At 61.3% G+C, this 19,050-nt stretch carries 17 protein-coding genes; 11 read left to right on the top strand and 6 right to left on the bottom strand.

From position 1 onward, the window contains the following. Positions 1 to 12 precede the first annotated feature (12 nt). Genes AB4N84_RS21810 through proB form a run of 5 tightly spaced genes read left to right on the top strand, consistent with a single transcriptional unit; the run spans position 13 to position 5,590 of the window. Positions 13 to 762 carry an ABC transporter permease gene (locus tag AB4N84_RS21810; protein WP_460043126.1) on the top strand — a complete coding sequence of 250 codons (750 nt, stop codon included), beginning with the start codon at positions 13 to 15 and terminating at the stop codon, positions 760 to 762. A gap of 5 nt (positions 763 to 767) precedes the next feature. Beyond that, positions 768 to 1,499, top strand: a complete 732-nt coding sequence (locus AB4N84_RS21815; RefSeq protein WP_460043127.1) for an ABC transporter permease — start codon at positions 768 to 770, stop codon at positions 1,497 to 1,499. A 42-nt stretch (positions 1,500 to 1,541) separates the two neighbouring features. Continuing rightward, complete coding sequence (gene nadC, locus AB4N84_RS21820) at positions 1,542 to 2,378, top strand: carboxylating nicotinate-nucleotide diphosphorylase (RefSeq protein ID WP_346831460.1); 837 nt, start codon at positions 1,542 to 1,544, stop codon at positions 2,376 to 2,378. Between the two features lie 5 nt (positions 2,379 to 2,383). Then, positions 2,384 to 4,429 carry a phosphonate metabolism protein/1,5-bisphosphokinase (PRPP-forming) PhnN gene (gene phnN, locus AB4N84_RS21825; protein WP_460043128.1) on the top strand — a complete coding sequence of 682 codons (2,046 nt, stop codon included), beginning with the start codon at positions 2,384 to 2,386 and terminating at the stop codon, positions 4,427 to 4,429. A gap of 48 nt (positions 4,430 to 4,477) precedes the next feature. After that, positions 4,478 to 5,590, top strand: coding sequence for a glutamate 5-kinase (proB, locus tag AB4N84_RS21830; protein ID WP_460043129.1), 1,113 nt, complete (start codon positions 4,478 to 4,480; stop codon positions 5,588 to 5,590). A gap of 17 nt (positions 5,591 to 5,607) precedes the next feature. On the opposite strand, the gene AB4N84_RS21835 is transcribed toward proB, so the two are convergent. Further along, entirely contained in the window at positions 5,608 to 6,561 is a 954-nt protein-coding gene (locus AB4N84_RS21835; RefSeq protein ID WP_460043131.1) for a GlxA family transcriptional regulator, read from the bottom strand. A 223-nt stretch (positions 6,562 to 6,784) separates the two neighbouring features. Here AB4N84_RS21835 and AB4N84_RS21840 point away from each other — a divergent pair, with 223 nt between their 5' ends. The 3 genes from AB4N84_RS21840 (at position 6,785) to AB4N84_RS21850 (ending at position 10,165) form a co-directional block, all read left to right on the top strand. Then, on the top strand, positions 6,785 to 7,381 hold the full coding sequence (locus AB4N84_RS21840) for a TetR/AcrR family transcriptional regulator (RefSeq protein ID WP_460043133.1): 597 nt from the start codon (positions 6,785 to 6,787) through the stop codon (positions 7,379 to 7,381). Between the two features lie 134 nt (positions 7,382 to 7,515). Then, positions 7,516 to 8,970 (top strand): aldehyde dehydrogenase family protein, encoded by a 1,455-nt coding sequence (locus AB4N84_RS21845; protein ID WP_074749599.1) that lies wholly within the window; start codon positions 7,516 to 7,518, stop codon positions 8,968 to 8,970. Positions 8,971 to 9,040: 70 nt separating this feature from the next. Further along, entirely contained in the window at positions 9,041 to 10,165 is a 1,125-nt protein-coding gene (locus AB4N84_RS21850; RefSeq protein ID WP_460043134.1) for an alkene reductase, read from the top strand. Between the two features lie 117 nt (positions 10,166 to 10,282). Here AB4N84_RS21850 and AB4N84_RS21855 read toward each other — a convergent pair whose 3' ends face one another. Beyond that, positions 10,283 to 11,692, bottom strand: coding sequence for an amidase (locus AB4N84_RS21855; RefSeq protein WP_460043136.1), 1,410 nt, complete (start codon positions 11,690 to 11,692; stop codon positions 10,283 to 10,285). 168 nt (positions 11,693 to 11,860) lie between these two features. Between AB4N84_RS21855 and AB4N84_RS21860 the strand changes: the two genes are divergently transcribed. Next, the gene (locus AB4N84_RS21860; RefSeq protein ID WP_460043138.1) at positions 11,861 to 12,433 is read left to right on the top strand and encodes a TetR/AcrR family transcriptional regulator; all 573 of its coding nucleotides are present in this window, start codon (positions 11,861 to 11,863) and stop codon (positions 12,431 to 12,433) included. A gap of 53 nt (positions 12,434 to 12,486) precedes the next feature. Here AB4N84_RS21860 and AB4N84_RS21865 read toward each other — a convergent pair whose 3' ends face one another. The 4 genes from AB4N84_RS21865 to AB4N84_RS21880 all read right to left on the bottom strand — a co-directional run bounded on the left by AB4N84_RS21865 (position 12,487) and on the right by AB4N84_RS21880 (position 17,024). Then, positions 12,487 to 13,401 (bottom strand): pyridoxal-phosphate dependent enzyme, encoded by a 915-nt coding sequence (locus AB4N84_RS21865; RefSeq protein WP_460043139.1) that lies wholly within the window; start codon positions 13,399 to 13,401, stop codon positions 12,487 to 12,489. 124 nt (positions 13,402 to 13,525) lie between these two features. Beyond that, positions 13,526 to 15,028 carry a glycine betaine/L-proline transporter ProP gene (gene proP / locus AB4N84_RS21870; protein ID WP_460043141.1) on the bottom strand — a complete coding sequence of 501 codons (1,503 nt, stop codon included), beginning with the start codon at positions 15,026 to 15,028 and terminating at the stop codon, positions 13,526 to 13,528. A gap of 248 nt (positions 15,029 to 15,276) precedes the next feature. Then, entirely contained in the window at positions 15,277 to 16,134 is an 858-nt protein-coding gene (locus tag AB4N84_RS21875) for a transporter substrate-binding domain-containing protein (RefSeq protein WP_074749605.1), read from the bottom strand. Between the two features lie 74 nt (positions 16,135 to 16,208). Next, a complete protein-coding gene (locus tag AB4N84_RS21880) occupies positions 16,209 to 17,024 on the bottom strand; it encodes a HalD/BesD family halogenase (RefSeq protein ID WP_460043142.1) in 816 nt (271 codons plus the stop codon). A 104-nt stretch (positions 17,025 to 17,128) separates the two neighbouring features. On the opposite strand from AB4N84_RS21880, the gene AB4N84_RS21885 reads away from it, so the two are divergent. Then, the gene (locus tag AB4N84_RS21885) at positions 17,129 to 18,025 is read left to right on the top strand and encodes a LysR substrate-binding domain-containing protein (RefSeq protein WP_074749607.1); all 897 of its coding nucleotides are present in this window, start codon (positions 17,129 to 17,131) and stop codon (positions 18,023 to 18,025) included. A 300-nt stretch (positions 18,026 to 18,325) separates the two neighbouring features. Further along, positions 18,326 to 19,045, top strand: a complete 720-nt coding sequence (locus tag AB4N84_RS21890; protein WP_460043144.1) for an ABC transporter permease — start codon at positions 18,326 to 18,328, stop codon at positions 19,043 to 19,045. The last annotated feature ends 5 nt before the right edge of the window (positions 19,046 to 19,050 follow it).

The following is a 19,050-nucleotide window of genomic DNA, read 5'->3' on the forward strand; positions in this document are numbered from 1 at the left end:
GAGGACGTCGATTTGAATACCGAAAGCGTGCTGCGGTCCGCGTTGGTCGCCGGTTTTATCGGGCTGATCGAGTTGCTGTGTCGCACTCATGTCATCCCGCAAAGCGTATTGATTCCGCCTTCGCAGATGTTCACCCATCTGCTGGCGCTGATGTCGGCCGGTCATTACGGCAACGACATCCTGTTCAGTTTCACCAACATTCTGGTGTCGGCGTTCATCGCGATCATCAGCGGATTTTTCATCGGCCTGGCGGTGCATTCGATGCCGCGTTTTCGCGCTGCACTGGAGCCATTGCTGGCGAGCTACTACGCCGTTCCGACGTTCATTTTCTATCCGGTGTTCATCGTCGTATTCGGGGTCGGTCATGGCTCGATCATCGCGATCGCCGTGTTGCTTGCCATCGTGGCGATGATCACCGCGACGCTGACCGGCCTGGACCGCATTCCCCACGTATTGCGTAAAAGCGCGGCGGTGATGCGCATGTCGCGACTGGAGACGGCCTGGCGCATCGAGCTGCCCGCCGCGTTGCCGTACCTGTTCGGCGGGGTGAAGCTGGCCGTGGCGTACGCGTTCATCGGTGTGATTGCGTCCGAGTTCATCCTGTCGGGGGCCGGCATCGGTTACGCCATTGCCTTCGCTTACAACAACTTTGAAAGCGACAACATGTACGCCCTCATGTTGCTGGTGTTGATCAGCGTCACGTTGATCAATGCGGTGCTCAACTTCTTCGACCGTCGCTTGCAAGCGCGTCGTCAACGGTGACTGCCATGCAGAGATTTTTTCCGACCTGTTTACTGGTGATCGCGCTGATCGCCGCGTGGCAGCTGTTGCACCTGGCGATAGGGGCGGGAGCCCTCACATCGCCCTGGATGACGCTCACGCATTTGCTGTCGATGATGGGCACGGTCGAGCTTTGGGTAAACGTCGGCGAAACCGCCAAGGCGTTTGCCTACGCCATGAGCCTCGCACTGGTCGGCGGCATCGTCCTTGGCGTGCTGCTGGGGGTGAACCGGCTGGCGGGCGCGGTCGCCGAGCCGATCCTGCTTAACCTGTACGCCATTCCCAAAGTAACGCTGTACCCGCTGGTGCTGCTGTGCTTCGGGCTTGGGCTGTCCTCGAAAGTGGCGTTCGGCGTGATGCACGGGCTGATCCCGATCCTGCTGTTCACCATGAACGCCATCCGCCAGATGCGCCCCGTGTACCTGCGCACGGCCGGTACCCTTCGGCTGACGCCGATCCAGTCGCTGTTCCATGTGCTGCTGCCGGCGATTCTGCCGGAGATCGTGGCCGGCGTGAGACTGGGTTTCGCACTGACACTGCTTGGCGTGCTGATCGGCGAGATGTTCGCCTCGCAGCGCGGCCTGGGCTACATGGCCGTCAATGCGATGGGCCTCGGTGACATCCCGACGATCATGGCCGTGGCGCTGTTGCTCACGCTGATTGCCGTCACCTGCAACAGCTTGATGCTGATGCTCGACAAGAAACTGCAGCACCGATAACTGACGTTCACCGAACTGTATCCACACTTAGGGGTAACCACGATGTATGACGTATTCCAGACTGACCGCCTCATCGATCTTTGGCTGGCCGAAGACATCGGTTATTGCGACCTGACCGCCCAGGTCATGATCGAGGCGGACGAAGTCGGCGCTTTCTACATGAATGCCCGCGAGACATTGATCGTTTCCGGTATCGACATTGCGGCCCGGGTCTTCAAGCGTTACGACCCGACGCTGGAAGTGATTGTCCGCGTCAAAGACGGGCAGAAGATCGAAGCGGGCACCGTGATGATCGATGTGCGCGGCAACGCTCGCAGCGTGCTGACCGCGGAACGCACCGCGCTGAACATCGTGCAGCGCATGTCCGGCATCGCCAACGAAACCGCCAAGTACGTGGCCGCTGTTGCGGGGAGCAAGGCTCGCCTGATCGACACCCGCAAAACCACACCCGGTCTGCGCATGCTGGAGAAGCACGCCGTGACCTGCGGTGGCGGTCTGAACCATCGTCTTGGCCTGGACAACGGCGTGATGATCAAGGACAACCACATCGCGGTGTGTGGCGGTATCACCCAGGCGGTGCAACGCGCACGTCGTCAGTTGCCGGTGCTGACCAAGCTGGAAGTCGAGTGCGACAGCTTGACCCAGGTCGCCGAAGCACTGGAAGCCAACGTCGACGTGATCATGCTCGACAACATGAGCGTGGTGGACATGACCGAGGCGGTGAAGATGGTCAACGGACGCACCAAACTGGAAGCGTCAGGCGGCATCAACCTGTCCACCATTGGCGCCATCTCCAAGACCGGTGTCGACTACATCTCCACCAGCAAACTCAACCAGGCGGCGGTCTGTGTAGACATCGGTCTGGACGAAGCGGAGTAAGGCACATGGCGCAGGGCATCTTCTTCTTTGTTGTCGGCCCCAGCGGAGCCGGTAAGGATTCGTTGATCGAAGGCGCCCGCGCCCACCTCGGTGGCACCGGTGGTTATGTGTTCGCTCGCCGCACGATCACGCGCCCCACGGGCGCGCCGGGCGAGGATCACAACGGCGTCTCCGAGGCTCAATTCCGGTCGTCCGTGAGCGCAGGGGAGTTCCTCATCACCTGGGATGCTCACGGGCTGTCCTATGGTTTGCCAGTCGATCTGCTCGCTGCGTTGAACGATGGCTGCAATGTCATCGCCAATGGCTCGCGCAAAATGATCCGCGAGCTGGCGCGGCGGGTGCCGAGGCTGATCGTCGTGGAGGTCACGGCGTCCACCGACGTGCTGGCAGCGCGGATTCTGGCTCGCGGGCGGGAAACCGCGCTTGAGGCGCGGGCGCGGGTCATGCGTCAGGTTGAGCCGTTGCCGGTGGACATCGAAACGATCCGCGTCAATAACGACGGCGCACTGGAGCAAGGGATCAACGCCTTTGTTCGCGCGTTGGCCAACGCCACCCAGCGCGTTCGGTTGCGCCGTGTGCCCTTGTCTACCGGGCTTGAGCGGGTGGCTTATTTGCCTGTCAAAAGCGCTGTTCTGTCGGTGGCGGATTACCTGGGGGGATCAAAGGTGGACCTGCTGGCGGACGGCACGTCCCTGAGCGTGCAGATTCACGGCCTGGACGCGGCGGGACTGCTGGCGGCGAACGAGATCGGCTTGAGCGAGGAGGCGTTCTCGCACTGGGGCGTGGCCGAGGGCACCGAGATTGCCTTGCGCCGTACGCCTTCACCGGCCAGCCGCCAGGCGTTGATCCAAAAAGTCCAGGGTCACGAGCTGGGCGAAACGGAATACGAAATGCTGCTGCGCGACATCATTGAAGGGCGCTATACGGACGGTGAAATCAGTGCGTTTCTGGTCAGCGCCACGCGCAGCCTGTCCGATGCCGAGGTCATCGCCCTCGCCAGGGTGCGCAGCCGCTTCACGCCGACGATGCAATGGGAGCGTCCCATCGTGGTCGACAAGCACTCGATGGGCGGTGTGCCCGGCAGCCGCATCACACTCCTGGTGGTGCCCATCGTGGCCGCCCACGGAATGGCAATGCCCAAGACTTCATCGCGCGCGATCACGTCGGCGGCGGGCACGGCCGATGCCATGGAGTCGGTGGCACGTGTGGACCTGACCACCGCCGATGTTCAGCGCTGTGTGCAAGAGGCCGGGGCGTGCATTGCCTGGAACGGCCGGCTCAATCACTCGGTGGTCGATGACGTCATGAACGCAATCACCCGGCCGCTCGGGCTGGACTCCAATCGCTGGTCGGTCGCCTCGATCCTGTCGAAGAAGCTCACGGCAGGTTCGACCCACGTGGTCGTCGATCTGCCGTACGGCCCGCGCACCAAGCTCAAGACCCAGGCCCAGGCGAGGGAGCTGGGCGACCTATTCGAGCGTGTCGGGGCGGGTTTGGGGCTGACCGTGGTCGCCTTCGCCACCGACGGCAGCCAACCGATTGGCCGGGGCATCGGGCCTTCGCTGGAGGTGCGTGATGTACGCGCGGTGTTGGCCAATGAGCCAACGGCGCCACAGGACCTGCGCGACAAGGCGGTGTTCTTCGCGGGGCAGATTCTGGCGTGGGACCCTGCCGTGGGCAGCGTGGAAGCCGGCCGTGAACTGGCCGAAAAACTGCTGGCGAGCGGCGAAGCCAATGCCGCCTTCGAGCGGATCATCGACGCTCAGGGCAGAAAGACACCGGTCTTGCCCAGTGCATTGACGGTTTCGGTCTGCGCCACGGCTGAGGGACGGGTGATTGAACTGGATGGCTGGCGGATCGGCGAGATCGCCCGCCGGGCAGGCGCTCCGGCGGATAAGTCCGCAGGTATAGACCTCAAGGTCGGGCAGGGTGATCACGTGAAGCCGGGGCAGTGCCTTTACGTGATTCATGGCTCCAATGGCGCAGACCTTGAGTCGGCGAGCGTGTTGGCACAGATGAGCGATGGCGTGACGGTTGCGCCCACGTCGTGATCCGCGCCCGGCGTCAACCGGGCTTTACACGAGAACCGAGGTGAGCACATGCGTGAGGCGATAACGACCACACAACGCTGGGTCATCCACATCGAGAGCCGTCTGATCGCGGCGCATGATGGCCTGAACACGGACGCTATCAACCGGTTGGCCGGTGAACTGGCGACCCTGCATCAACGCGGCCTCGACGTGGTGGTGGTGTCGGCCGGTGCCACAGCTGCAGGCGCAGGCCCCGCCATTGGCGCCCCGTTGCCGCTGCACGAAGCGCAGGCGTTGGCCGCCATTGGCCAGATCAAACTGACCAATGCCTGGGCCCAGGGCCTGGCCGCGCATGGCCTGCAGTCGGCGCAGATCCTTCTGACCCAGGACGACCTGTCACATCGAAAGCATTATCTGAACGCCCGCAGCACCTTGCAGGTGTTGCTCGGCAAAGGCGTGGTCTCGGTGGTCAGTGAAAACGGCACCATTGCCAGTCACGGGATTCGTGCCGGTGACACCGACAGCCTGGGCGCGCTGGTGGTCAACCTGGTTCAAGCCGACGTGTACGTACTGCTGACCGAGGTGCAAGGTCTGCTGATGCCTGCCGCTGAATCCGGACAAGTCGACACCTTCATCGACCAGGCCGCAGCGGGTGATGCGACCCTGGACCGATGCGCGCACGACATGACCGAACGCCTCGGCTTCGACGTGCGTTCCTGGTTGCGTTCGGCGCGGCTGGCGGCGCGCTCCGGTGCGCACACGGTGATCGCCGACGGGCGCCAGACCGGTGTCCTCGACGCCATTGCCCGTGGTGCGCCAGTCGGTACGTTGCTCACCTCGGACACGCACCCGGCGGCGTCGCGGGGACGCTGGCTCGCCAATCAGTTGCCGATGCGCGGCGTACTGGAAATCATCGCCGGTTCATACCCCGGTGAATCGGATTCAAGCGGGATCACGGCGTTGATGGTCCTGCGTGTCGAGGGCGTCTTTCAGCGCGGAGACATGGTGGTGTGCCGGGGCGCCGACGGCGTCGAACTGGCACGCGGGCTGGTCAATTACAGCGCCCAGGAAATCCAGAAGCTGCGGGGTCAGTTCGTCGAGGCGTTTTCCCGGCAGATCGGTTATGTCGCGGAGCCGGACATCATCAGCCATGAAAACCTGGTCGCGTATGCGGCGCCTTGACGGCCGACCGAGCGTCCTCAGCCATTGGCGCCGTTAGCGGCCGTAAACAACGTTTTCTGCATCGCTTGTGGCGGCTTGCCGAACGCGCGCAAAAAGGCCTGGCGCATACGTTCCCGGTCACCGAATCCGGTAGCCCTGGCGACAACTTCCACCGGATGGCGGCTGGTCTCCATCATCACGCGAGCGGCTTCAAGGCGCAGGCTTTCGATGGCCTTCGCCGGGGTTTGCCCGGTCTCCTCCCGAAACACCCGACTGAACTGCCGAGGACTGAGGCGGGCCACGGCAGCGAGTGCGTCGATTGATAAGTCGTCCGTCAGGTTTTCACGCGCATAGGCCATCGCCAGTTGGACGCGATCGGACTTCGGGTCCAGTTCCAGCAGGGCGGAAAACTGCGATTGCTCGCTCCCCCGACGCTGATAAATGACCAGTTTGCGGGCAATCCTGCGGGCCAGATCGCTGCCCAGATCGGTCTCGACCATCGCCAGTGCCATGTCGACGCCAGCACTCATGCCGGCGCCTGTCCAGGTCTGACCGTCCACGATGAACAGGCGATCCTCTTCCAGCTGTATCTCGGGATAGCGTTGCCGGAATGCCGGTGCGTGCAACCAGTGCGTGGTGGCGCGCTTGCCGGTCAGCAGGCCCGCCTCGGCGAGCAAGAAGGCACCGACACACAGCGAAGCGACGCGACGGGACTGGGCCGAGGCCGCCTTCACAAATTCGATCAGGGCGTTGTCCGGGGTGTCGAGTTCGAGGTAACCGCTGACGATCACCGTGTCGTAGCCCTCGGGCCTGAGTGCTGTGCTATTGACCGAAAACCCCTGCGAGGACATCACGGCGCCTCCCGCCTCAGACACCAGATGAAATTCATAGGCCTGCTCGCCCTGGAACAGGTTGGCGCATTCGAATACAGAGCCCACCGCAAGGCTGAGGGATTGAAAGCCGGGGTGAACCACCAGCGCAACGCTATGCATCAAGACATCTCCAGGTGAGCGGGGCATGCGCAGGATTGTCATGGCCCGCCGCGTGGCTGGCAACTGTGTTCTGCGAATCAGGCGGGCCAGTGGGCCGATGACCGAAAAAAGGACACAAGCCTATGTCCGAAATCCTTGCGGATTCGACATTGTGAAGGGGAGCACCTGCTCTTAACATTCGCCTCAACAGGTGAGACGACTGGTCTACTTAGAGGCGAATACGATGACCGTCACTGAACGTAAGCATGCCCGACAGCACATTCTCGATGTCGCGAAGTTAATCATCGGCAGGAAAGGTTTTTCCGCTGTCGGTCTTAACGAAGTGCTTCAGGCTGCACAGGTGCCCAAAGGTTCTTTCTATAACTACTTTGGTTCAAAGGACGTTTTCGGAGTGGCCCTGCTGGACGGTTACTTTGAAACCTACATGGATGACGTGACACGGATCTTCAACAGAACGGGATTATCCGAATACCAAAAACTGGACCTGTACTGGCAACAGTGGATCGACAACCAGACGAGCGAGACCGAGTCGGGAAACTGCCTGGCCGTGAAGCTGGGCGCCGAGGTTGCCGACCTGTCAGAGCCCATGAGGCTGGCCCTGGAACGCGGCACGTCGAGGATCATTGCTGCCCTGGCAGCGTCGATAGCCCGCGGTATTGAAGAGCGATCGGTCACGCTGAGTGAGGGGGCAGAGCGCACGGCATTTCGGCTCTACTCGCTGTGGCTGGGCGCCAGCGTCATGGCCAAGATTACGCGCAGCGCCAGCCCCTTCGTCGACGCCAGTGTCATGACTCGCGCCGTATTGAAGCACCCCGGGTAACCGCTATTAACGACTGTTAACGGGATCAGGCATCAGTTGATCCCACGGGATCTGTTGCCCAAAAAACAGGCTGTTTAGTTGCACTTTTCGACGTCACGAGCGTTTACAAAACATTGAATCTGGAGAGTAAGAACATGACGACTGTGTCCGCAAAACAAGCAGCAACTTCTTTGTTCGAAGGGCCGTACTACCTCAGCATCGCCGGCAAACTGGTCGACGCCACGGCCTCGTTCGATGTCATGAACCCGGCCACCGGCCAGGTCCTTGCCAAGGCACCGTCGGGCTCGCCTCAACAACTGGATGACGCGGTGGCGGCGGCCAAGTCTGCTTTCAAGACCTGGTCGGCGCTGAGCTATGACGAGCGTGAGCATTATCTGGTGGCGTACGCCGATGCGCTTCAGGCACATCGTGACGAGCTGGCGGTGCTCTTGACCCTTGAGCAAGGCAAGCCCCTCAAAACGATGGCGGAGCCGGAAGTCGATCAGGCGATTTCGTGGATTCGTCAGATCGCCGCTCGCCGCATCCCGGTCGAGGTTCTGGAAGACAACGACAGCCATACCGTCGAACTGCACCACACACCGCTGGGCGTTGTCGGTGCCATCACGCCGTGGAACTTCCCGGTGCTGTTGGCCCTGTGGAAAGTCGCACCGGCGTTGCTCACCGGCAATACGATGGTCATCAAGCCTTCGCCGTTCACCCCGCTGACCACCCTGCGCTTTGGTCAGATTGCACAGTCCGTCCTGCCGGCTGGCGTGCTGTCGGTGGTGTCGGGTGGCAATGAACTGGGTCCGCAAATGACCGCGCATCCGGACATCGCCAAGATCAGCTTCACCGGCTCTACCGAAACCGGCAAACACGTCATCCGTTCGGCAGCCGGGACCGTCAAGCGCCTGACCCTGGAAATGGGCGGCAACGACGCTGCCATCGTCCTGCCCGATGCCGACTGGAAGTCGGTGATCCCACAACTGTTCTGGGGCGCCATTGGTAACTCGGGGCAATGGTGTGTGGGGATCAAACGCCTGTACGTCCATCGCTCGCACCACGAAGCATTTGTGTCGGCCTTCGTGGAGTACGCCGGGCAACAGAAGCTGGGCGATGGCCTGGATCCTGAGGTCACCGTCGGCCCGGTGCAGAACAAGATGCAATTCGACAAGGTCCGCGAGTTCCTGGACGACATCAAGGCCAACGGTCAGCGCATCGTGCTGGGTGGCGAAGTGGACGAAAACCGTGCGGGTTACTTCATCCCGGTCACGGTGGTCGATAACCCGCCTGAAGACTCAAAAATTGTCCAGGAAGAGCAATTCGGCCCGATCGTTCCCATCATCGTTTACGACGACGTGGACGATGTCATCGAGCGCGCCAACGACAGCCCCTACGGCTTGGGTGGCTCGGTCTGGGGGCGCGACACACGGGCAGCAGTGGCGGTTGCCAACCGGCTGGAGACCGGCATGGTCTGGGTGAACGAGATGCACACCCAAGGCGTGGACATCCCGTTCGGTGGGCACAAACAGTCGGGTGTCGGCACCGAAGGCGGTCATGAAGGCCGGCTGCTTTTCACCAACCCTAAAACCATTCTGATCAAGAAGTGAGTGACGCGCGGCCCCTGGGTTCAGGGGCCGCACGCTCAGCCTTTTTCCCTGATTATCCGGAGTTGAACCTATGCAACATGAATCACTGTTTTCTGCTGTAACACTGGGTGGCCTGACCCTCAAGAACCGCATTGTGTTCCCGCCATTGACCCGTCAGCGCAGTGCGCAGCCCGGCGATGTTGCCTCTGACTTGATGGCCACGTATTACGGCCAGCGGGCGTCGGCAGGCTTCATGGTCAGTGAAGGCACGCAGATCGAGCCGCGCGGTCAGGGGTACGCCTGGACGCCGGGCATCTACACCCCAGAACAGATTGACGGCTGGCGCAAAGTGACGGATGCGGTGCACGCCGAAGGCGGTGTGATCTTCGCGCAGCTCTGGCACGTTGGCCGGGTGTCCCACCACGCCCTGCAGCCTGATGGCAGCGCGCCCATCGCGCCGTCGGCAATTCAGACCACCAGCTCCAAGGCCTTCATCGAAACCGGCGCCGGAACCGGTGAACTGGTGGCGCCGTCGATGCCTCGCGCAGTGACCGTGGCTGAAATCAAAGAGTTGGTCCGCCTGTACGCCACTGCTGCGAGCAATGCCATTGCAGCAGGCTTCGACGGTGTCGAGATCCATGCGGCCAACGGGTATCTGGTGAATCAGTTCATCTCCGAGCACGCCAACCAGCGGGATGATGAATACGGCGGCTCGCTTGAGAACCGTCTGCGCTTCCTTCGTGAAATCGTCGCAGCGGTTTCTCAGGCCATCGGTCCTGACCGTCTGGGCGTGCGGTTCACCCCCTTGTTCACCACCACCGATCAGGATCGGGTGTACATCGGCATGGTGGAAAAGGACCCGCACCAGACGTACATCGAAGCGGTCAAGGTGCTGGAAAACGCGGGTGTCGCCTACGTCTCCATCGCCGAAGCCGATTGGGACAATGCCCCCGACCTGCCGGAAACCTTTCGCCGTGACGTGCGGAACACTTTCAGTGGCCGGATCATTTACGCGGGCCGTTACACGGCGGAGCGGGGCGCACGCCTGGTCGAGGCAGGTCTGGCTGACTTGATCGCCTTCGGCCGTCCGTTCATTGCCAACCCGGACTTGCCCGCCCGCATCGTCAATGGCTGGCCGCTCAACCCTGTTAACCCCGCCACCCTTTACGGCGGCGCCGAAGCGGGCCTCACGGATTACCCGGTCTACGCCGGCTGAGGGCAGCGTAAAAGGCCGGACGCTAATGTGAAGCGTCCGGCCAGTCTCGTCATTGTCCGTAGAGCATGGCGTCGAGCGGGTCAACGCTCGCCGCTTGATGCTCTGCTGCGGCGGGTGTTACAGCGCGGGACGGAGCGTGCGCACTTTGCTGATGCTTTCGAGCAATGAAGCGATGTGCAGGATCGTCGACTCAGCCTGCCACGCACCCACAATCTGCACGTTGATCGGCAGTCCTTCCTTGCTCGTCCCGAACCGCATCGACACACCCGGCAACCCGGTCACGTTGAGCGGTACGGTCGCGCCCTGCAGGTAGGTGGCGTCTACGGTCTGGCCGTCAATGATGAACTGTTCGACCCCATGCCGGTGTGCCGGTATCGGCAGTACATGAGTTATCAAGGCGTCGTATTGCGCGAAGTATTCGGCGTAACCGTCGCGCAGCCGTTCGGCGGCTTGCTCGGCCTCGATGAAGTCCTTCATCGAGGTGTCGGGCAACGAGCGCATGGTCTTCGCCATCGTGTAGAGCTCGTCCTCTCTGCGTCCGGCGGTGGCTTCGGCGAACGCGGATTTCATCTCCATCACGTGCAGCTTGTTGAACACATCGAGGGCAAAGTCACGCTCCAGTGCAGGGATACCCACGTGTTCGACCTCCATGCCGATGTCTTTCAACGCCTCGGCGGCGGCCCGGACGGTGGCGACGACTTCGGGATCGACCGGGCCGAATCCCGGCCCCGTCATCCAGCCCACCCGCAGCGGGCGATAAGGCTGGCGACCGATGCCTGCGTCGAACCCGACGGTGCTGGTCGCAAAGGCGTCCCGTCCGTCCGGCCCAGCCAGTTGCGAGAAGGCGAGGGCGATGTCCCGAACCGACCGGGCCATCGGGCCGACGTGCCAGAAGCGGCGTGGCACGCGAGGCCAGATGCCGGTCATGGGCACGCGACCGTGTGTTGCTTTCATCGAGGTGATCCCTGTTTGCGCTGCCGGGCCCCTTACGGAAATCGCAAGGTCGGTGCCCAGGCCGATGGGCGACATCCCGGCGGCGATTGCCGCTGATTCACCGCCGCTCGAACCTCCTGGTGTGCGTTCCAGGTCCCAAGGGTTGTTCGAACGACCGGAGAGCAGGTTGTCGCTTTCGATCCAGTAGGAGAATTCGGGAAGGTTGGTTTTGGCCAGCAAGAGGGCGCCGGCCTGCTTCATGCGCGCCACGCTGGTGGCGTCAGTGTCTGGCTGGCGACCTTTGAAAATGGGCGAACCACGCTGAGTCAGTACGCCGGCGGTGTCGATGGAATCCTTGGCGGTGAACGGGACGCCGTGCAGCACGCCCAGCGGTTCGCCCTTCAACACCGCTCGCTCGGCGGCTTTCGCGGCCTCGAGCGCGTCATCCACCACGGTCACGATCGCATTGACCTGAGGATCGACCGCTTCAATGCGATCAAGGTGGGCTTGCATCACTTCAACCGGTGAGGCCTCCCGGGTGCGAATCAACTCGGCCAAACGGGTTGCGTCGGAGAAAAACAATTCGTGGCTCATGTGGGTTTTTCCTGTCTGATGGGAACGGGGATTGATGCCTGTGAATCGACAGAAGTGTTTCTCTACCTGCCAATTGGTAGGGAAAAAACTAGAGCTTTAAAAAGGGCCTGTCAAGCCCTACCTAACAAATGGTAGGCTTGTCGCCATTGACGAACATGAGGTCTTTACATGAGCACGAATGCGAAGGAGTCGATCCTGGCGGCGGCTCGGCAAGCCGCTCAGGCCCACGGGTATGGCGGCCTGAATTTCCGCGACGTGGCGGTGGAGGTCGGCATCAAGGCGGCGAGCATTTACCATCATTTCCCCAGTAAAGCCGACCTCGGCGCAGCCGTGGCGCGTCGCTACTGGGAAGACACCGCACGGGATCTGGATGAGCTGCTGGCAGAAACCGACGATGCGGCAAGCGCACTGCGCCGATACCCGTGGATCTTTCGCAGATCCCTGGAGTGCGGCAATCGGCTGTGTCTGTGCAGCTTCATGTCGGCTGAATACGACGACCTGCCGGACGCCGTAAAAACAGAGGTTCAGGCCTTCGCCGAGGTGAACGTGGCCTGGCTGGGAAAAGCGCTGGTCGCGGCGAAGCAGGTGTCACCGGAGCATGCCGAAAAGCGCGCCCGCGCCGTCTTCTCAGCGGTCTCCGGTGCTCAACTCATGGCCCGCAGCCGCGCAGACATTTCGATTTTCGACGAGTTGATCGACAGCTATCAAAACGCGGGGCTTCTGCCAGCCGAGGCCGTGTGAAGGCAGGCGGTATGGAGACGTTTCACTCCAGGATGAAGAGACAAACCGCTTCCTCAGAGTGCCTGTCGCCACGCCCTGATCTGCTCAAGCGTGGCGGTGGCGCCGCCGCAGACCACCATCAACACGTTGTCGTACCCCGTCAGCAGGGTCGGGGAATACCCTAAAGACAGTGCCGCGCCACAGGCAGGCTCGACCAGGATTCGGTGATCGGTGAGAAAGCGTTCGCAGGCGTCCAGGGTGTCTTTGTCGCTGACCACGACGCTTTCGATCCGATGGGTCTTGAGATAGGCGACAGACTGGCTGCACACGCGTTTGGCGCCCAGCGACGTGGCGACGGAGGTGATGGCGTCTATTTCCACGGGGGCATCCGCCAACGTGGCGGCGCGGAAAGACGCAGCGCCTTCGGTTTCCACCGCAATCACCGGCACATCACCCCAGCCGTTGCGTTGCAGGCCTTCGATCACGCCGCACAGCAATCCGCCACCCCCGACCGACAACACCACGGCCCCGGGTTTGCGCGCTGTTTTGGCGACCTCGTCGATCATGCTGGCGTGGCCGGTCCACAACAGCGGGTCGTCGAAGGGATGAATGAACGCGTCTCCTGGCGCGATCAGCGTATGGGCCAGTTCGTTGGCCTCTTGCCAGGAGCGACCGTGAACGATGACGTCCGCGCCTTCAAGAATGAGCAGCTCCCTGGCCCGGTCTGTGGTGGTTTCCGGGACGACGACCGTCACTGCCGCGCCCAGAACGCGCCCGGCATAGGCCACGGCCAGTCCGGCATTTCCACCCGAAGAAGAGATGAAGCGTTTCGCGCCACGGGAATGATGAACCTCGCAGGCGTGCCCCACGCCCCGCAGTTTGAAGGACCCGCAGGGCTGAAGCGCATCGAGCTTCAGATTGATTGTGCGCTTGGCAATGGCGCTCATCGGACGGGATTCAATCAGCGGCGTTTCAATGTGCAGGGGCATGATGGATTGCTTCCAAGCAAGGGTGGGTCGATGCATGAACAGGCACCGGGTTACGGTTCAACACCGTAAGCGAGGCGGCTGTTCAACGCAATCGACCACATACTCAATCAGCGTCCGCGCGTGTTCAGTCGATGCGGGGATGCTGCTGCACCAGCTCTTTGCGCTTGGTTTCGAGCTCGGCAATCTGGGCGTCGATGTCTTCGATTTTCTGTTCGATGTTGTCGTGGAGGTCTTCCAGCAACTCCTTGGCTTCTTCGATGTTGGAGGCGGCAGGCGCCGCGCCGCGCAACGGTTTGTTGGCGGTCTCTTTCATCGTCAAACCAGTGGCCAGACCAATCGCTGCGACCACCATCAGGTAATACGCGGGCATGTACAGGTTGTTGGTGGTTTCCACCAGCCACGCGGCGAGGGTCGGCGTCAGGCCGGCGATCAGCACTGAGACGTTGAAGGCGCCGGCCAGTGCGCTGTAGCGAATGTGCGTCGGGAACATCGCAGGAAGCGTGGACGCCATGACGCCGATAAAGAAGTTGAGCACCACGGCGAGGATCAGCAACCCGGCGAAAATCAGCCCGATCTTGCCGCTGATGATCAGCATGAACGCCGGAATCGCCAGCAGGAACAGCGCAATGCTGCCGACGATGATGAACGGCCGACGGCCGATCTTGTCGCTGATGAAGCCGATCAGCGGCTGGACGAATAGCATGCCGACCATGATCGCGATGATGATCAGCACGCCACGGTTTTCGCTGTAATGCAGGTTGTGCGACAGGTAACTCGGCATGTAGGTGAGCAGCATGTAGTAGGTGACGTTGGTCGCCACCACGATGCCGATGCAGGTGATCAGGCTGCGCCAGTGCTTGGTCGCCACCTCTTTGAACGACACCTTCGGGCCGCCCGACAGGCCTTCACGGTCGCCCTGTTCGAGTTTCTCGACGTGCTGCTGGAATGCAGGTGTTTCCTCAAGGGCATTACGCAGGTACAAGCCAAGCATGCCCAATGGCAGCGCGAGGAAGAACGGCAGGCGCCAGCCCCATGCCTGGAACTGGTCTTCGCCAATCACCGCAGAAATCATCACCACGATGCCGGCGCCGAGCACAAAGCCGGCAATGGAGCCGAAATCGAGCCAACTGCCGAGGAAGCCGCGTTTGCGGTCCGGGGCGTATTCGGCGACGAAGATCGAGGCACCGGTGTATTCGCCCCCGACCGAGAAACCCTGGGCCATCTTCGCCAGCAACAGCAGGATGGGTGCCCAGATGCCGATCGAGTCATAGGACGGGATCAAGCCGATGGCGGTGGTGCTCAGGGACATGATCACGATCGTCGCCGCCAACACTTTCTGGCGACCGTACTTGTCGCCCAGCGCGCCGAAAAACAAGCCACCCAGCGGGCGAATCAGGAAGGGCACGGAGAAGGTCGCCAGTGCCGCGATCATCTGCACGCTGGGGTCTGCACCGGGGAAAAACACCTTGCCGAGCACATAAGCGACGAAGCCGTACACGCCGAAGTCGAACCACTCCATGGCGTTACCCAGGGCAGCGGCGGTGATCGCCTTGCGCATCTTCGCGTCGTCAACGATGGTGATGTCGTTCAACCCGATCGGGCTGACTTTTTTCTTGCCTGATTTCATGTGAATCACTCTCTTGCGGATCGGTGTTGCTGCAAAACGCGGTTGTCGACGTCGCCTCGGGACACGGGTGTCGCGCGTGAAGTCGATGAAAGCGTTTTGGTGGCACGTTATTTCCGATCAGATACAAGAAGACACGAAATAATTCAGCGCCGGCCGGTATTTTTCGTTGTAGGGCAGGGCGCAGGCAGCAAAAACAAAAAAGCCACTGCACAAGGGCAGTGGCTTTTGACGCGTTTACGCGGGGCGCATCAAGGGCGGATGTCGGCCTTGAACCACTTCTCCGAAAGGCGCTTGACGGTGCCGTCTTCCAGCGCGGCCGTCAGCGCGCCGTTGAATTTCTCGCGCAGGTCGTTATCGGCCTTACGGAAGCCCAGGGCTTCACCCGGGCCCCAGATGGTGCCGCCGATTTTCGGGCCGATCATTTGCACCCCCTTGTTATCCGGGTTGTCCAGTGCCGACGTGAAGAAGGTCACGTCATCGAACGCGAAGTCGATGCGGCCAGCGTTCAGGTCCAGCATGTGCTCGCCGGACTTCTTGTACTCACGAATGGTCGCGATGTCGCGGAAGTTCTTCTCGACGAACTCGGTGTAGGCGGTGCCGGACTGAATGCCCAGGGTCTTGCCTTTCACCAGCGCTTTCATCTTGTCGATCGCGGCCTTGTCGGCATTCTCGTCACCGCTGAGTTTGATGATTTCATTGCTCGGCATGCTGGCGATCAGCTTGGGGTCGGCGCTGGCGAAAACCGCCTGGGTGTTGGCGTAAGGTTTGGAGAACGCGATCACCGCTTCGCGTTCAGGGGTGATCACGATGGCGTCCATCAGCACGTCGAACTTGCCGGCATTCAGGCCTGCGATCATGCCGTCCCAGTCTTGGGCTTGCAGCTTGCACTCCAGCTTGATCCGGGCACAGACATCTTTGAGCAGCTCGGGCTCGAAGCCGGAAATTTCGCCGTTCGGAAGGGTGATGTTCCAGGGCTCGTAAGCCCCTTCGGTCGCAACCCGGACCGAGGTCCAGTCCTTTGCGAAGGCGGTGCTGCCGAAGACCAGGCTGCTGCCTAAAGCCGCACACGCGAGGATTTTTTTAGTGACGTGGTAGGTGTGGCCCATGTGTTTCCCCATCTAATTGGAAATAAGACTGGCAGGGTCAAGCTAGATCAAAAGCCGCGAAACAGTCATTTTTATTATGCCGCTGTGTCTTCAGTCGTCGGGTGAGACGCACGTCCGTAGAAGCCCGTTTGTTCTTCAGGCGTAAACATCACGCCGGGTTTTTCGTAGTAGGAGAACACCGCCACCATCCGCTCGCGGTGGCCACGCACGGGGGTGACGCGGTGCGCGGTATTTTTCCCACGAAAGACATTGAGAGTGCCAGCCCTGAGTCGCAATGTCTTCACGTCGGGGTCGCGACCGTTCAACAGATCGGCCACGCCGTCATAGTTGGGATCATCCGCTGTGCGCAAGTCGGTGCGGTACTCGAACTCGCCACCCGCTTCGGGTGATTGGAGCATCAGCGTGGTGGTAAATTCAGAGCGATCGAAGTGCCAGTTGAGCGTTTCGCCTTCGCGATAACTCATCACGTTGACCCGTGCCAACGGGTCGGCCATGACGTACAGCGCCGGTTTATCCATGACCGCGCTCAGGAACGCCACCAGTGGCGGGTATTCATACACGTCGGTGACGAGGCTGTTCTTGAGCTGGTCTGCGCACAGCGTGTGGCTGACGGTTTCGACCTTCTTCAGCGCAGGATGATCGGCGGCCAGTTCAGGGATTTCAGGTTTGAAATAAATGTTGTGCGAGCGCTTGTGGGTGTGGGATTCAGCGTCCATGGTCGGCTGGATCTGTTGCGCGGCGGCACGCACGTTGTCGTCCTGTATGAAGCCTTCAAGGCTGAACATGCCGTTGCGGGCCAGCGCTGCGCGAGCGTGTTCGACCAGGGCGATCCATTCCTCACTGCCTGGGCGGTCCAGCGGATAGCGTTGAAGATTGATGACGGTGTTCATGTCGGCCCTCCGTTAGGTGTGGTTTAAACCTAACCTGTGAAAATCTTCGCAACAACGGCAAAAATTGTTAGCCTCCCCCCAGGAAAACTTAGGGAAGCGCTTCAATGAAACGACTGCCGCCGCTGAATGCCGTGAGAACATTTGAAGTTGCTGCGCGGTTGGCAAGCTTTGTCGCGGCCGGGAAAGAGCTGGGCGTTTCAGCCGCTGCGGTCAGCCAACAGGTCCGTCACCTGGAAGACTACTTCGGCAAGAAGCTGTTCGTGCGCAGCGGCAACCGGCTTTCGTTGACGGACGCGGGGCTGGCGATTTTTCCGCAGACATCCCGCGCGCTGGATGACATCGCCGCCATGACCGTACGCCTGCTGGAAGGCGAGATGCGCACCCGGTTGATCATCAGCGTGCCGTTCTCGCTGGCCGAAGTCTGGCTGGCGCCGAAGCTGGCGGTCTTGCTGGAAAGCTATCCGCAGCTCTCGGTGGACGTGCGGGTCGAAGATGACCCTGTTGATCTTGCCCGCCATGACGTCGACATTCGTGTCAGCTACGGCGACTACCATTACCCGTCGCTGGAAGCGATCCCTCTGGTACACGATCAGGTGGTGCCGCTGTGCGCACCGGAGTTGTGGTATCGCCACGGCAACAGCGATTTCGACCTGACGCGTATCCACGAAAGCCTGTTCATTCATACGCAGTGGGGGCCGAGTTACGCCTCGCACCCGACCTGGAGTGACTGGTACGCCAGTGAGGTCGGACAGGCTTCGCCGGATCCTGCGTTGGGGCGTCGCTCCGGGCTGTCCAGCCTGTCGATCACCTTGGCGAAACTCGGTTGCGGCATCGCGTTAGGGCAGAAGCTCATCGCTCAGCCCGATCTGGCGGCGGGACGCTTGATCGTCTTGTCCGCCCGATCGCTCCCGCTAGGGCACCCTTATTGCGCGTTTGTACCGGCGGAAAAACGCAAGCGCCCGAACGTGCAAAGCTTCATCGCATTGCTGGCTACACCCTGACCCGAACGTTGCCACGGGTTGTTACAGGTCGACGCACTTTGCTGGGGCCCGATGTTTCTCCCCGCCCCAGCGTGAGGCGTCCTGCGGTCACCCAACCCCTTTTGCTCGCGATCTTTCTCCTTCATCCCGTTAAACCTTATGAGCATCTGACCGCCTAACCAGAGGGCTTGCCATGTCCTTGTTCCAGCCTACGGAAGGATGTGGCAATCAAATTGCATATGCTTGTAAAGACAAGTATGTATGAGTTGGGCGGTGTCTTCAGGCACCAGACGTTTCGCCGTTCGTTGCAGGAATAACGCTATGGATCTCTTACAGCTGCTCAGTTTCGGAAACAACGGATGGGGCGCGGCCCTCTTGAAAGCGGCCGGCATGACCGTGTTGCTGACCTTGTCAGCGCTGGTGGTGGGGGCCATTGCCGGAAGCACGGTGGCGGCGGCAAAACTCTCGAAGCGCCGTCTGTTTCGTTATGCCGGCGACGCCTATTCGATCCTGTTCCGGGGGATTCCCGAGCTGCTGGTGATCTACCTGTTTTACTTCGGCGGTGCCAGCGTGCTGGGCGCCATCAATCACTGGTTTGGTGGTGAAGGGTTCGTCGACACGCCACCGTTTCTGGTGGGCGCACTCGCGGTCGGGCTGATTTCCGGTTCGTATCAGGCCGAGGTGTACCGCGGTGCTTACCTGGCCGTCGCCAAGGGCGAGCTTGAAGCCGCGCTGGCGATCGGCATGACCTGGCACATGCGCGTCAGGCGGGTGCTGATTCCGCAAGTCTGGCGTTACGCATTACCGGGCCTGGGCAATGTCTGGCAGATGACCCTCAAAGACTCGGCGCTGATTTCCGTGATTGGCCTCGTCGAATTGATGCGCGCCAGTCAGGTGGCGGCCGGTTCCACGCGTCAATACTTCACGTTCTACATCGTCGGCGGCGCCTGTTACCTGATCCTCACCGGCTTGTCCGGTCGCCTGTTCAACATGGCCGAAAACCGGGTGTTGCGCACGCAGCGCCGCACGCCACATTCCTGAGACGG

Source organism: Pseudomonas sp. S2_H01 (assembly GCF_054668305.1).

Coding starts and splice junctions, on each gene's coding strand:
- AB4N84_RS21815 (WP_460043127.1), top strand. CDS start 768: ATGCAGAGATTTTTTCCGACCTGTTTACTGGTGATCGCGCTGATCGCC.
- nadC (WP_346831460.1), top strand. CDS start 1,542: ATGTATGACGTATTCCAGACTGACCGCCTCATCGATCTTTGGCTGGCC.
- phnN (WP_460043128.1), top strand. CDS start 2,384: ATGGCGCAGGGCATCTTCTTCTTTGTTGTCGGCCCCAGCGGAGCCGGT.
- proB (WP_460043129.1), top strand. CDS start 4,478: ATGCGTGAGGCGATAACGACCACACAACGCTGGGTCATCCACATCGAG.
- AB4N84_RS21835 (WP_460043131.1), bottom strand. CDS start 6,561: ATGCATAGCGTTGCGCTGGTGGTTCACCCCGGCTTTCAATCCCTCAGC.
- AB4N84_RS21840 (WP_460043133.1), top strand. CDS start 6,785: ATGACCGTCACTGAACGTAAGCATGCCCGACAGCACATTCTCGATGTC.
- AB4N84_RS21845 (WP_074749599.1), top strand. CDS start 7,516: ATGACGACTGTGTCCGCAAAACAAGCAGCAACTTCTTTGTTCGAAGGG.
- AB4N84_RS21850 (WP_460043134.1), top strand. CDS start 9,041: ATGCAACATGAATCACTGTTTTCTGCTGTAACACTGGGTGGCCTGACC.
- AB4N84_RS21855 (WP_460043136.1), bottom strand. CDS start 11,692: ATGAGCCACGAATTGTTTTTCTCCGACGCAACCCGTTTGGCCGAGTTG.
- AB4N84_RS21860 (WP_460043138.1), top strand. CDS start 11,861: ATGAGCACGAATGCGAAGGAGTCGATCCTGGCGGCGGCTCGGCAAGCC.
- AB4N84_RS21865 (WP_460043139.1), bottom strand. CDS start 13,401: ATGCCCCTGCACATTGAAACGCCGCTGATTGAATCCCGTCCGATGAGC.
- proP (WP_460043141.1), bottom strand. CDS start 15,028: ATGAAATCAGGCAAGAAAAAAGTCAGCCCGATCGGGTTGAACGACATC.
- AB4N84_RS21875 (WP_074749605.1), bottom strand. CDS start 16,134: ATGGGCCACACCTACCACGTCACTAAAAAAATCCTCGCGTGTGCGGCT.
- AB4N84_RS21880 (WP_460043142.1), bottom strand. CDS start 17,024: ATGAACACCGTCATCAATCTTCAACGCTATCCGCTGGACCGCCCAGGC.
- AB4N84_RS21885 (WP_074749607.1), top strand. CDS start 17,129: ATGAAACGACTGCCGCCGCTGAATGCCGTGAGAACATTTGAAGTTGCT.
- AB4N84_RS21890 (WP_460043144.1), top strand. CDS start 18,326: ATGGATCTCTTACAGCTGCTCAGTTTCGGAAACAACGGATGGGGCGCG.